A 14,220-nucleotide genomic window follows, 5' to 3' on the forward strand; every position below is an offset into this window, starting at 1 on the left:
TAGCACATTGGCACATTAAATCATTAACACATTAATTATGCGTTCCATCCCTCAGTTTCTCATAGCCGCCCCTACATCGGGCAGTGGAAAGACCACCGTCAGTCGTGGACTGATGGCATTGTTTGTGAAGAAAGGTCTGAAGGTGCAGCCTTTCAAATGCGGCCCCGATTATATAGATACCAAGTATCACGAGGTGGTATGCGGCCGTCCTTCCATCAATCTGGATACTTTCATGGCATCTCAGGAGCACGTAAGCAGTCTGTATGCACGCTATTCGGCGGATGCGGATGTTGCCGTGGTCGAGGGGATGATGGGGATGTACGACGGGTACGACCGCGACCGGGGCTCGTCGGCAGAAGTGGCTCGGCTCTTGGGTATTCCTGTGGTGCTGGTGGTTGATGCCAAGTCGGCTGCCTATTCCATGGCTCCTTTGTTGTCGGGGTTCATCAATTTTCGTCCGGATATACGTATTGCGGGAGTTATCTTCAATCGTGTCGGCTCGCTCCGTCACTATCGGATGTTACAGGAGGTCTGTGAAGACTTGAACGTGACTTGTCTGGGCTATCTGCCCAAGCAGAAGGAACTGGAGCAGGAGTCGCGCCATCTGGGGCTGGATTTCAGCCGTTCTAAGGAGACGGAGGGGCTGGACATGCTGGCAGGCTTGCTGGAGGAACATGTGGACTGGGAACTACTGCTCTCGACAACCGGGCGTCCATTGCCTACGGCGGCAGTGGAGGAGAAGCCGGTACTATCGGAGCCGGGGAAGCTACATATCTCGGTAGCGCGCAACGAAGAGTCCTTTTCCTTCCTGTATGCGGAACATCTGGATATTCTGCGCCGTATGGGCACGGTCACTTTCTTCAATCCGGAGCAGGACCGGGCTGTTCCGCAAGAGACGGATTTGCTCTATCTGCCCGGCGGCTATCCCGAGAACCGTCTGGAGGAACTTGCCGGGGCAAGGCTTGCCAGGGAGTCTATCCGCAGCTATATAGAGGCCGGTGGCAGGACGCTGGCGGAATGCGGGGGGATGATATATCTTTCGCAGTCCGTTCTTTCTGATGGGGATACGGACGGGGGAAGTGCCGGGAGCTGTGTAGGCAATATTGGAAATGAGATGGTAGGAGTATTGCCTTTCAGCATTACGAACGAGCGTAAACGCAGGAAATTGACATTGGGATACCGCCGGTTCGACTATAACGGATGGCGGCTTAAAGGACACGAATTCCATTATACGCAGTTTGCCGTGCCCGAAACCGATGGAAAAGAAGGTGGTGCGTGCAGTCTTCCTCCCTCGATAGCGCAGGTCTACAATGCCAAAGGAGGGAAGGTAACCACTCCCGTCTTTCGCTATAAGAACCTGATAGCCAGTTATACGCATCTGTATTGGGGCGAGGTGGATGTGATGGCTTTGTTCGGTGAACTCTAATCTTGTAGAACCTCCTTTGAACCGGTTTGTTTTAGTGAACAAATTTATTTATCCCTATATATTCTTTATAATTTTCTTATATAATTTACTTTGTACTCATAAATTTTCCCATCAACGTGGCCTTTTCAGGATATGCGTAGGGTGCGGATTTGAAAATCAGATTTATTATGAGTAAAAAAGAGAAGAATGTAGAAATGGGGAGCCCCATGAAGATGCCGGATTTGGCATCTTATATGCAGACGGTGATTGAGCAGTTGGAAGCGGATAAGAAGCGCTCGGCGGCACATACCTATACGTATGCGTTGAAATCTATCGCGGAGTTTTACGGTGGAGCAGGAATGCCGATGCCGGTGGATGAGGTCTTTACGCCAGGCAGGTTGAAGGAGTATGAAGAATGGATGAGACGGGAAGGAATGAGGAAGCGGAAAAGAGAACCTAAAGGGTTGAGCTTGAATACCATTTCCACCTATATGCGGAACTTGAAGGCGGTATATCACCAGATGGTCGGTGAAAAGGTGCTGCCCTATAACCCGAAATTGTTTGATGACGTGTACACAAAAGTGGAATCACAGACTAAACGGGCGCTGGAACTGGAACAGATGAATACGTTGCTGTGTACAGACTTAAGAAAATTGCCTTCGGATCTGCGGTGTGTGCTGGCTTATTTCTTATTGATGTTCCTATTCCGAGGAATGCCGTTCATTGACCTCGCTTATTTGCGTAAACAAGATGTGAAAGGGAACCGCATTGTATATAGCCGCCACAAAACAGGACGGCAGATGACGGTGCGTATTCCCAAAGAAGCGATGGAACTGATGAAAGAGTTTAAAAACAGGAATCCGGATTCCATCTATCTCTTTCCGATTCTACACAGACAAGAGAGCAAGAAGAAACGGGCCGGGAAGGTGAAAAAGGATAAAGAACTGTATATGGATTATCTTCGGGCTCTTCGTGGCTTCAATCTGAAACTGGAAAAAATAGCGTCTCTGTTGCTGCCAGGTGTGAAGCTCAGCTCATATGTGGCGCGCCATACATGGGCTACGTTGGCTTTTCATGCAGGAATGAGTATCGGCATCATCAGCAAGGCATTGGGCCATTTCTCTATCAAGGTGACGGAAACATACCTGAAACCTTTTGAGAATGAAAAGGTGGATGCGGCCAATGAAGAACTGATAATCTCGGTCGCAGGATACAATGAAAAGAAAGTTGCATGAAAAATGCCGTCTGACAATGGCTCTGGTAAGGGAAGTGTTACTTACCAAGTAACGGATAGTTTGATTCACAAAGATTGGAATTCTTCCTCATAAATCCAAATAATAGTTTAGTTTTCTATAAAAATCTTATCATTTTATTTGTTTACCGACACAACACACGAAAAAATACATATTGTTCCGGTGTGTATTCTGAAAAACACACAAAGTGCTCCTCCATTTCTGATGCCTCAAAAACGGAATATATTTCTTTACATCATTATATGACTCCCAAAACAGCTTTTTTTATTGCGGATAGAGAAGACTATCCGTTACTTGGTAAGTAACGGCTTGACAAAGCAAATTATAATGATACTTATAAAAATAAAACACTTGCTTTTTGCATCGGGAAACATGCTGCTATTGTGGGTGTTTTACAACTTCACCTTCTTCATGTTGGTCGCTTGTAGTCACCGTGAGCAGGTTTACTTCCTTGAAACTGAAATCATAATCAGTGCTGATTGGAGTCGGTCGGGATTGAATGAGAAGGAACAGGATTATGGTGCCACCACTGTATTCTATCCTACAGACGGCAGTAGTCCCATTATGGTACTGATGGGCGGCCGAACGTATAAGACTGTGTATCTGAAAGAAGGACGTTATGACGTTGTTCTCTTTAACCGTTCATTTGACGATTTTGGTAACCTGGGCTTTAGGGGAGAAGATGCCTACCGGACGTTGGAGGCACATGCCACAAATGTGGTGACAAAGGATGTCCCTTCCACGGAGATAATCATTATGGATAGTCCCGACGAACTTGCAGCCGATTGTATGGAAAGTTTTGAAGTGACTCCGGGCATGTCGGGAAACTATTCATCGGGCATGACTAACTGGGGGAGCAAAAAGATTGACGGTAGTAAAAATGGTTGCCAGCTCTGTTTCCTTCCCCAAAAACTGACTCAAAAGATAACAGTTAAAATCCGTATTAAAGGAATGAACAATATACGTAATGCCATTTGTAAATTGGATGGTATTGCAGAATCTGTGTTTCTCGCTTCGGGACAGATTTCAGAAAAGACTGTGGCGCAGGAGTTTTGTCTCGGTAATCCCGTTTATAATTCCGGATCGGCGACGGACGGAACACTAAGCGCCTCTATCAGCGTGTTTGGTTTTGATACGGAGATTTCACATAACCTGCATTTGAGAGCAGAATTGGTGGACGGGAAAACCACATTTGAAGAAAGTTTTGATGATCTGAAAATAAGCCAGTTGGAAGAAGGAGGTGGAAGAATGAGCATTTTCATCGACATGACGTGCGAAAAAAAAGTACCGAATGTGAAAGTTGAAGGAAGTTCGGGTTTTGACGCCAACGTGGATGACTGGGAGGATGAAGTGAACAGTGATATAGATATTTGAGGACATAATTAATATTAATTGAAAAAATGAATAGAAGATGGGAACGAAAAGTTTATTGATGGCAATGGCAGCGCTGACGATAGCCGGTTGCTCGCAAAATGAAGTTACGGGGATAAATCCGGATGCAGACCGGACAATCGGTTTGGATGTATATACGGGAGTACAGACCAGAGGAACGGAAACCACTACGTCCACGCTGAAAGAAGCGGATGCCGGTTTCGGTATTTTTGCCTATAAAACAAGCAAGGAAGGATGGGATAGTGAGAAAACGAGTACAACACCCGATTTTATGTATAATGAACATGCTACATGGACTTCCGGTAGTTGGGGGTATGCTTCTCTGCGTTTTTGGCCGACGAATGATGATAAAATAACTTTCTTCGCTTATGCACCTTATGAATCCAATCCGGGAGAGGGAACAGACCAAAAAATAATTTTATCGGCACAAAGTGATAAAGAGGCTCCTAAAATCACCTTTGAAGTAAAAACTTCAAATAATTGGAAAGATATGGTGGATTTAGTAACGGATTGCCGTACTGCCATAAAAGACTTGACTTCTGAGAGCAATGTCGGTAACAAAGGAACAGTCCAGTTTAAATTCAGCCATGTGCTTACCCAAATAGCCAATGTCAAGGTGAAGCCGGACGTGAATCTGGGCGCTGAAACAAGAATCTTTGTAACAGGATTAAAACTGTCTCCGGGAAGTGGAATACTTTACAACAAAGCGGTTTATGATTTCGGTACTGATGCTTGGAATGCCATCTCACCTTCCGCATCCTATTTTTCGGCTGAGCAAGACCTTAGTGAGTTTGTGAATAGAACAGGCATTGACCAATGGGGGTATAAGAAGAGTGCTGTCGACGTAAGTAGTAATACCGATGCAACAGCTTTGTTCTCAGAAAAGGAAGCTCTTTATTTCATTCCAGTGAATAACCAAAACGGTACAGCCAAGGAAGGGGATTTGAGCCTAAAGATTAGTTATGATGTTGTGACAAAGGTGAATGATAGTAGTAATCTGACAAGTACTGTGACGGATAAAGAAGTCAAATTGCCGCAAGGAACTTTTAAAAAAGGGACACAGCATACTTACGTGTTGACCATCAAGATGAATGCTATCAGTATTGCTGTTGATGACAATATGACGGGATGGACCAGTAATGGGGAAAGTAACATTTAGGTAGAAGGAGTATGAAAGGAAAAGCAGAAGATATAGGGATGAAGCGGTTGTGTAGCATCCTCCTTGCATTACTTTTGTTGTTGGGAGCATGCAGTGGGGAAGAAAGTAAGAACGGACTTCCGCAGGAGAATCTTCCTATCGGCTTTTCTGGAGTTATTACAATGACGAGGGGAACCGGGAAATTTGCCACTGCCGGTGAACTTAAGAATGTGGGAGTGTTTGCATATTTTACACATGGAAAATTCAACGAGAATACTGCCATACCGAATTTTATGTATAACCAGCTTGTGGAAAAACAACAGGATGAGGGAACATGGTCTTATAGTCCGGTCAAGTTCTGGTCGGACAATTCCACCACGGATAAAATCAGTTTCTTTGCCTATGCCCCTTACGTGAATGAAGTGGAAAATGGTTACCTCTCTTTTCAGGATGAAGGAACGGCAAGCGGATTTCCGGTGTTGGGGTATACCGTTCCGATAGCTGTAAATAATCAGATAGATTTTCTTGCCGCAACTCCGGTAATGAATCAAAGCAATGGTAATGTAACTTTCAAACTGCACCATACACTGACCAAGGTCAATGTCTATATAAAAAGTAATGATAATACGGAGGGAAAGTCAGTAACTTCCTTCTCGATTACGGGAATGAAGAGTGGATTGCTTACCTATTATAATCCTACAGCAGATAGTGACATAGGCTGGAAGTGGACATATCCATCGGCTGATGAAAAGGAAAACTTTACCACCGGTATAATAAGTTTTCCGGTACCGGATACAATTATAGAAGAAAAGAAACTGCTTGCAACCTTCTTTCTGCTTCCTGCCGGGGCAGGAAGTAAGTTCAATATTTCTTATCAATATACGGCCAAAGATAGTAATAATGCTCTTGTTGTTCAAACTGTCAGTATGGAAAACCAGTCTTTGCCTCTGACTGATAATTGGGCTTCGGGAAGGGCCGTCAGCTATACTATAGGTATAGCACGAAAGGCAATTACTGTGATACCGGAGAACGGTCCCGTATCATGGGAAGAGAATGCTGAAACCGAGACAGTTATTGGAACGGAAGCAAAACAAGAGACTGATTGACCTGACGGGGTAATTCTGGACTTCGCAAAAAGATGCCAATCTGTTTAAAGTAAGATAATATGAAAAGATATATGAAATTTTTCACTGGAATAGTCTTTTGGGGCATCCTTTTAGTGTGTAGTGCATGCACTGACGAATACGAAGCAAACAATGGAGGTATGAAGGAGTGCTGTGAGGGAGTACCCTTTACAGTCCGGGCTATAGTCGCTGATTTTGAAGAGCTCTCCAATGCAGGAAAGTCCTCTACACGTACCTCTGTAAGGGACGAACTTTTTAAAATGGAGTTTGTCGATGGTGATTCGATTGGTGTTTTTGCCATAAAGGACGGTGCTATAATGGATAATATTGATAATGCCAAATTGGTTTACAATATGTCAAGCGGCAGTTGGAATCCGGTGGGAAATGGTACACTTTATTGGTATGATGGAGTGAGTTATGTCGCTTACTATCCATATAGGAAGAATATCACAATAGATCTCTCAAAAGGTATGGACGGAGCTATTGCTTCACTGACCGGGAATGAAAAACTGCAACCTGCGAAGGACCAGTCCACAACAGAAAAGCATATTGTCAGCGATTTGTTGGTTGCCACCGGCGTACCTGCTATTGACAATTCTTCCGGAATAATCCTGAACTTGTTGTTTCAACACCAGTTTGCATTGCTTGTGTTGCAACCGCAAGTATACGTAGGTTGTTTTGCACCAGAAAAAGCAGGCTTTGTTTACCATAGGGAATCGAGGGTTTTAGGAACAGACTCGGCGGCTATTAATGTGAGTCTGAACGGTATTACTCCATATCAGATAGATTCTTTGAAATATTGTGCCATTGTTCTGCCGCAAGCAAATGCACGGGTTACCGGAAACTATATGACTACCGATGGCAGAGATGATACGAATATAAAGATAAATTATTCGGGCAGCTCCATCAGTTTTACTTCTGGAAAATGCTATACCTTGAAGGTTATTAGTCCCGTACCCGGTAAAGGAAGTATAGAAAGAAAGCTTTATCCCGGGGATTTTGTCTTTCAGAACGAAATCGATAAAAGAATAGAAGTACATCCCGGAAACGGGAAGTTGGAAGAAGATGGGAAAATCTATGATTATGAAAATGCTATCGGAATGGTAATTACTTGCGATCCGGAAAGGATGACAGACGAGAGGTGTAATAAAAAAGGATGGAATCATGCCTATGTGATGATGTTGGATAGTTTGAAAGAAGGGAATTGGGGACCGATGGATTTAATCGAAGCGGATATTGATACAATATCAATAGCTGATGTGAAGTCAAAGCATGATTTTAGCAGAATTAAGAATAACATGAACGGGTACTCTGAAACTTTACAAATGCTGGCAAATCATGAGGGTGATGCATCTTTTGTAAGCGACTGTCGTGCTTTTTATCTGGTGAAAACTTACAATAACAGCAATAAGGTGCCGGATGGGATCGAACGTAGTCCGTGGTTTCTGCCAAGCATAGGGCAATGGTTTGATGTATTGGTGAATATTTGTGGAAAATCTCCGGAAAACTTTCGGCACAATACCGGTAATGGTTTACAAGACGAAAAGTGGGGACTGGAAACGTTGGACAAGTTAAAAGGACAGTTATCCAAAGTTGGTAAATCGCTACCGCAGTTTAACGTGAATCACAGACTTGGTTTCAGTTGCAGTTCTCAATATGATAAAGATAGAAACTGGATGCTTCTCTGGCATATCGATGATCCCTTATACAAATGGGAAAGGGTTTGTTTACAAGGATATAATAAGACTTCTGTATGGCATGTCCGGCCGTTTTTTGCTTTTTAATCATTCCTTGATTAAAAACAGTTCTAATCTAAGTTTGAATTCATTATGAAAAAGTCCGGATAGCGCATTGATATTTTATGTAATTTCGTTTGTGTTCTCGAAATAGTGGAGTATCTTTGTTTTAAATATATTATGAAACTGAATACTTATCGCTTGTCTTCTTTGGAAGACCCTACTGATGAACAACTGCATGCTTTGATGGAACAAGTGGCTGTTGCGGCCCGTGAAAGTTCTCGCAAGGCAAAAAAAGAATGGGAGCGGAGGATGCAAGAGGTGAGAGAAAAAATTGAAGGCATATAGAGCTAAAAATGTAAGTGATATATCCATGTGATGAACGAAAAAAATCCGACACTTTGTATAGTAGCTGGTCCGAATGGTTCGGGTAAAACTTCTACGACAGTGCAACTGCTTTATAATGAATGGGTAGAAAATAGCCTTTACATTAATCCTGAGATAAATGTACGGCGTATTACACAGCGCTATTTGAATGGAGGGCATGAAGTTCCCATTTCCAAAATTATTTCCCGTTATTATAAATCGTTATTGAATATAGGCAAAGCAATATCCTTGGTTGATAGGGTATATATCTACGATAATTCAATAGAAAATCAAATCCCTCGATTATTGTTCCGCACTGTAAACGGGACCCTCTTCAAACAATATGTAGAGGAAATCCCGCAGTGGGCACAGTTTCTTATCAAATAGAGTATGAAAAGAGTCTATACCAAAACTGGAGACAAAGGAACAACGGGTATTCATGGTGGCACGCGTGTGCCGAAAGATGACATCCGTATCGAGGCAAACGGATGCCTTGATGAATTGAATGCCGTGATTGGTATCGTGCGCTCCATGCTGGCGGCAAAAGATGCCTGGCAGGAGTTGCTGCATGCTGTCCAACGGGAACTGATGGTGGTAATGAGCCATGTGGCCACTCCCTCGGGAGTGGTAAATCCTAATCCGCTTTCTGCCGCAGAGCTCACGCTGCGCTGTGAGCAGGAGATGGATGCCATGACCGTCCTGCTGACGGACAATGGCTACTTCCTTTTGCCCGGTGGCACTCCCATATCAGCCCAACTGCAGTTTGCCCGTACCGTGGCCCGCCGTGCCGAACGCCGTTTGTGGACACTCCATCGCCAAGACCCCGTGAACGAGGATATCCTGCGCTTCATCAACCGCCTTTCGGACTTGTTCTTCGTCATGGCCCGCATGGAGATGCAGCGACAGGACTGGCCGGAGGAGAAATGGCAAGAGTTTGCCTACAAAAGGAAAAGACAGTAAGCGTTTATCGCTAACCGCCGGGAAGCTGTTTTCAGCATAGGGGTTCTATTTGCTGTCCGAGCCTTAAATCATACAGACATGCCCGTACTTCCGCTTCGCTGCCGATATGCTTTCCTGCATCGTCGGACAGCTTCACGCATTCGCGCCATTCCTGGTTGACGTTCATCTTGCATTGCGTCAGTTTCATTACGATGTTGGAGGGCTTGAATCCGGTATCATTCGTCAGATTGGTGCCGATGCCGAAGGAGCAGCGGATTTTGCCCCTGCAATGCTCCTGGATGTCGAGTGCCTTGCCAAAATCGAGCGCATTGCTGAAGACGATGGTTTTAGTGGTAGGGTCGATGCCCAGTTCGCGGTAGCGGGCAACGAGCTTGTCGGTGAAATCGAATTCATCGCCGGAGTCGCAGCGTACACCGTCGAATAGTTTGGCCTGCTTGCGGCTCAGGTTACTTAAGAAAATGCCGGAGGTATAGGTATCGGACAGTGCGATGCCCAAGTCACCGTCGTACACGTTCACCCAGTTTTCCAAGGCCATGTAGTTGGCGTGTTTGTAGCCGAACTGTGCGCCGTGGAACATGAACCATTCATGCGGATGCGTCCCCATAGGCTTCATGCCGTATTTCATGGCGAAGTGGCAGTTGGAAGTCCCGGTACAGTATTCGGCGGCTTCCTTCAGACGGTCTATGACTTTGTCCTGTACCTCGAACGAGAAGCGTCTCCGGGTGCCGAACTCTGAAAAATACAGCTGGTGTCGGTTGGAGAGTGCCACCTTTTCGGACAGTTTGCAGAGTATGCCGTCCATGTCGGCCACGTTTCCCAAAGAACGGTTCTTTATTTCGGATACGATAGAAAGCAGGGGGACTTCGTAAAGGGTGGCCTTGTACAGATAGTCCGTGATTTCAATGTTCAGGTGCCGGTCCTCGTCCAGATGGATGCTTACCTTCTCCGGCTGGAAGCGGAAGGAGGAGAGCCACTCCCAATAGACCCTCGGCAGGAAACGGCAGTGGCGGGTCATGTATTCCAGCTCTTCGGCAGTAAGTACGGTCTGTGCCAGGCTGTCCACCGCCTCTTGCAGTTCCTTCAGAAACGTGTCCGTATAGGCGGTGTCGTCTCTGTCCTTGAAGCTGAAAGTGCCCATGGCATAGGGAAACAATTTGATGTAGGCATACGAGGTGGTGAATTTGTAAAGGTCTGTATCGAGTATGGTATGAATCATGGCAAAATATTCTTTAGTTATGATGTTCGATTTTGGGGATGAAGATAGTGAAAATTTCTTATTTGATCAGCCTCTATCTGTTAACAACGGCATATTCCTATTAAACCATGTTATAAATGAGACCGTCATGGACAGAAATTTTGGATATTTCGGGGAAGTCCGTACATTTGCAATGTGTTTTTCATAGTATTAGATTTAAGGTTAACAAAAGATTGGCTGTCTGGGATAGATAGCCTTTTTTTATGCCTTCACTTTTCCTTTTCCGTAGAGGTGGCGTGTAGTGCAGAGCGCCAAAGTTCCATAGACCAATACTTGTATCCACATCGTCAGCATCTGCGGCCATACGTCGGCCAGCGTTCCACCCATTGAATTCAGTTTTACAAAAGCAAGTACGGCAGGACCTGCCGGAAACAGATAGTGGGCTGCCTGCCAATACCACGGCATCAGCTCCAGCGGATAGGACACGCCCGAAAGGAAGATATAGCCCACAGAGAAGAAGGCTATCATCAGCAACGGCGCTTCGGAGTCTGTAAACCAGCGGGAGACGGCCAGGGCAAGGAAACTCGTGCCCAGCAGGAAGGGTATCATCATTGTGACGATGTCTCCTCCGCTGCCGATGTGTGGGATGCTGAACAGGTGCGGCAACAGTCCCAGCAGGAATAGGGAAAACACCACGTAGAGCATGAAGTATACGAAGGTCCTGCCTCCGACAATCCGTAATGTATCCTTCAATGAGTCGGCACGCATCAGCCGTATTCCTTTTCTTCGGGCTTCCGCTTCCTCGCCCGTCAGCATGGCAATCACCATCAGCATCGTCTGGAAGATGATGACAATTAGGACGGCGGGAATCAGATAGGAACCGTAGCCCTCTGTATAGTTGTAGAGCGCCGTGCCGGACACGCTGACGGGAGCGGACGAAGCCACTGCCAGCAGTCCTTGCGGAGGTAGGAATACGGTGCCCTCCATGCGGTGGGCATCGTTCACGGCAAGCATGACGCGCGCACTGGATTCTTGCAGTCCTTTGAAGTTGAGGAAAGCGTCCGTGGCGGCATAGAGTACGAAGACCGAAGTCTCGCCCCGTGCCACACGTGCCTCGAAGTCGGCAGGCAGGTAAAGGATGCCTGCCACGTCGCCCTGCTTCATCCATTGGCGGGCTTCGAGGATGTTGGGTGTCTGGCCGTAGACGGCGGTCTGGGGAGTGGCGTCGAGCAGTCGGATGTATTCGCGGCTGAGGGCGGAGTGGGAGAGGTCTACCACTGCGACGGGAGCCTTGCGCACCAGGTTGGGGGCGTACATGTAGTTGTAGAGCAGTCCGTAGAGGAAGATACCGCCTGCCAGCACGAGCAGGATGGCGGGATTGGTGGCGATGGCATGCCATTCGTGGCGGATGACGGAAGCTGTTGACAATGCGGTAGGTGTGCAAGGTGATGGGGAGGTGGGGATTGCTTCTTCCCTCGTTTCCTTTTTTATCCACCATTTCAGCAACGGCAGTATCAGTAGTGCTGCCAGCAAGAAGATGAAGAGTGTAGCTACCGACTGCCAGAAGTAGGCAAACCCTGCATCGAAGTAAATCATGGCTTGTGCCGCCTCCGTGAAGTGCCGCACGGGGAAGAGGTAGGAGGCCGCATGCACGGGCGCATACATGGCTGTAACGGGAAACGTGACTCCGGACAGCGTAGCCCCCAACGACCCCACCATGGATACTACACTGATGATATAGGCAATCTTGGGAAAGACAGAATAGATAAAGACCGCCAATGCCTGGGTAGCGATGATGAAGAGCACGGTCATTGCATTCATCAGCCACAGACTGCCAGCGAAGGGGATATGTAGCGGGCCGAACAGTACATAGTTTGCCAGGATACCGATGGACGAGAAGATGAGGGTATAGGGCAGCAGTTTCCCTGCTACGGCAGTGAGGATATTGCCTCGTGCCGTCTCCAGCCATTCGCCGACGCTGCCGAATTTCAGTTCGCTGCCTATGGAGTAGACGGTGGTGAGCAGGATGAGTATCTGGAACAGTACGAAAAAGAAAGGCTGGCTCAGGTAGATGGAGTAGTCCATGTCCGGATTGTAGAGGGGATGGGTACTGGCTTCTACGGGGAGCAGAAAGGTCTGTATCTGTTCTCCGCTTACTCCCAGTGCTTCGGCCTGCATCACGATGGGCGAGAGCGCCACGGGGGCAAGCGTATTCTCGAACGCCGCCATCAGCTCGCTGCCTACCGAGAGGAGGGCATAGTGGTAATAATAGGTGAGCGTTGCGCCAGCTCCCGTCACCGCCTTCTGTTCGAAGCGGGGCGGGATGACGAGGTAGCCGTATATGTCCTTCTGTTGCAATGCCCGGCGGGCGTCGGCTTCGTCGGTGAAGTGCTCCGTCACACGGAAGGTGGGGGCGGCAGAGATGCGTCGGGAGATATTGCGCGAAGTGGCAGTGTTGTCCAGGTCGACGATACCCACGGGGATGTTCTCCATCTGTCCGTTTCCGAAGATGGTGGCCATGAAGAACAGACAGAACAAAGGCAGCACGAGGCAGACGCCGAGGTATAGACGGCGGGAGGTCATGCGGTGCCATTCGCGACGGATAACCATGCGGAGCGCTTTCATTGCGTAGCCAAATTCTTTATCTTTCATTTTTTATTCTTCATTTTTAAGAGTACGGACATCCCCGGTCTCAATCCCTCTACCTGCTGTGTGGGACGTGCGTGTATCTCGAACGTCTGCATGTCATAGCTGCCCGTCTGTTTGGTGGATTTCCAGGTGGCGAAGCTGCCCAGCGGACTGATGTAATAGATGCGGAATTCAATGTCCTTGCCGTCGATGGCGGGGACATCGGCACGGAAAGTGCCTCCTATCTTGAATTGCGGCATCAGGTCCTCGCGTATGTTCAGTACCACGTGTGCATCGTCCATCACGACGAGGCTCATGATGGGAGTTCCGGGAGCCACCAGTTCTCCGCGTTTGGGGAAGATGGTGGCTATCTGGCCGTCTTCGGGAGCGGTGAGACGGGAGTCGACGAGGAGGGAGGAGACTTCATCGACGGTGCTTCGCGCCGCTTCCACCAGGCTGCGGGCCGAGGCGCGGTCCTCGCTCTGCGCTCCGTCTACGGCCATCTGGTATTGCTCGTAGGCGGCACGTTCGGCGGCTTGGGCAGCTTTGTACATGGCTTCCACCTCGTCACGCCGCTGGGAGGTGACGACACTGTCCTTATAAAGCGTTACAATGCGCTGGTAAGTGGTCTTGGCGAGGGCAAGGTCGCTCTGCGTCTTGTTCCAGAGTTGCCGGGCGGTGGCCACAATCTGGCGGCGGGTACCGGCGTCTATCTTCTTGTTCTGCTCCTGGGCCACCTGCTCCAGGGCATTCACCTGGCGGTATTTGGCTTCAATGGTGGGGCTGTTGATGACGACAAGCGTATCGCCTGCCTTCACCCAGTCGCCCTCTTGTACGAGGAAGGAGTCCACACGTCCGGGCAGCTTCCCGCTGATACGTATTTCCGTTGCTTCCACTTGTCCTTGCAGGACTAGGGGCTGCCGGCTCATGAGTAATATGCCGGCAAGCGAAATGATGACCGTTGCGGCCAGGATAATGACGAATGCAATGCTGATGCTTTTATTATTGATTTTCATAAAGGGT

Annotated in this window: 12 protein-coding genes; 9 read left to right on the forward strand and 3 right to left on the reverse strand. The window is 47.6% G+C overall.

Annotated elements, in window-relative coordinates; translation table 11 throughout:
• Positions 1 to 37: 37 nt before the first annotated feature.
• The 9 genes from ITJ87_RS12645 to ITJ87_RS12685 all read left to right on the forward strand — a co-directional run bounded on the left by ITJ87_RS12645 (position 38) and on the right by ITJ87_RS12685 (position 9,374).
• A complete protein-coding gene (locus ITJ87_RS12645; RefSeq protein ID WP_117964378.1) occupies positions 38 to 1,426 on the forward strand; it encodes a cobyrinate a,c-diamide synthase in 1,389 nt (462 codons plus the stop codon).
• Positions 1,427 to 1,593: 167 nt separating this feature from the next.
• A complete protein-coding gene (locus ITJ87_RS12650; RefSeq protein WP_117964377.1) occupies positions 1,594 to 2,640 on the forward strand; it encodes a site-specific integrase in 1,047 nt (348 codons plus the stop codon).
• 345 nt (positions 2,641 to 2,985) lie between these two features.
• On the forward strand, positions 2,986 to 4,032 hold the full coding sequence (locus ITJ87_RS12655) for a DUF5119 domain-containing protein (RefSeq protein ID WP_229135065.1): 1,047 nt from the start codon (positions 2,986 to 2,988) through the stop codon (positions 4,030 to 4,032).
• A gap of 37 nt (positions 4,033 to 4,069) precedes the next feature.
• Positions 4,070 to 5,209, forward strand: a complete 1,140-nt coding sequence (locus ITJ87_RS12660; RefSeq protein ID WP_117964375.1) for a fimbrillin family protein — start codon at positions 4,070 to 4,072, stop codon at positions 5,207 to 5,209.
• Between the two features lie 11 nt (positions 5,210 to 5,220).
• Entirely contained in the window at positions 5,221 to 6,294 is a 1,074-nt protein-coding gene (locus ITJ87_RS12665) for a fimbrillin family protein (RefSeq protein ID WP_117964374.1), read from the forward strand.
• Between the two features lie 59 nt (positions 6,295 to 6,353).
• On the forward strand, positions 6,354 to 8,096 hold the full coding sequence (locus ITJ87_RS12670; RefSeq protein WP_117964373.1) for a fimbrillin family protein: 1,743 nt from the start codon (positions 6,354 to 6,356) through the stop codon (positions 8,094 to 8,096).
• Between the two features lie 132 nt (positions 8,097 to 8,228).
• Positions 8,229 to 8,396 carry a hypothetical protein gene (locus tag ITJ87_RS12675; RefSeq protein WP_229135066.1) on the forward strand — a complete coding sequence of 56 codons (168 nt, stop codon included), beginning with the start codon at positions 8,229 to 8,231 and terminating at the stop codon, positions 8,394 to 8,396.
• A gap of 30 nt (positions 8,397 to 8,426) precedes the next feature.
• A complete protein-coding gene (locus tag ITJ87_RS12680; protein WP_117964372.1) occupies positions 8,427 to 8,801 on the forward strand; it encodes a hypothetical protein in 375 nt (124 codons plus the stop codon).
• A 3-nt stretch (positions 8,802 to 8,804) separates the two neighbouring features.
• Positions 8,805 to 9,374, forward strand: coding sequence for a cob(I)yrinic acid a,c-diamide adenosyltransferase (locus tag ITJ87_RS12685; protein WP_117964371.1), 570 nt, complete (start codon positions 8,805 to 8,807; stop codon positions 9,372 to 9,374).
• 31 nt (positions 9,375 to 9,405) lie between these two features.
• Here ITJ87_RS12685 and pncB read toward each other — a convergent pair whose 3' ends face one another.
• The 3 genes from pncB to ITJ87_RS12700 form a co-directional block, all read right to left on the reverse strand.
• Positions 9,406 to 10,590: a nicotinate phosphoribosyltransferase gene (gene pncB / locus ITJ87_RS12690; protein ID WP_005829296.1), complete on the reverse strand. Its 1,185-nt coding sequence runs from the start codon at positions 10,588 to 10,590 to the stop codon at positions 9,406 to 9,408.
• Between the two features lie 240 nt (positions 10,591 to 10,830).
• Entirely contained in the window at positions 10,831 to 13,221 is a 2,391-nt protein-coding gene (locus ITJ87_RS12695; protein WP_117964370.1) for an ABC transporter permease, read from the reverse strand.
• Positions 13,218 to 14,213 carry an HlyD family secretion protein gene (locus ITJ87_RS12700; protein ID WP_117964369.1) on the reverse strand — a complete coding sequence of 332 codons (996 nt, stop codon included), beginning with the start codon at positions 14,211 to 14,213 and terminating at the stop codon, positions 13,218 to 13,220. Before ITJ87_RS12700 ends, ITJ87_RS12695 begins: the two co-directional genes overlap by 4 nt.
• Between the last annotated feature and the right edge of the window lie 7 nt (positions 14,214 to 14,220).

Origin of the sequence: Bacteroides sp. HF-162, from assembly GCF_015679285.1 — a bacterium.
GTDB lineage: Bacteria > Bacteroidota > Bacteroidia > Bacteroidales > Bacteroidaceae > Bacteroides > Bacteroides uniformis.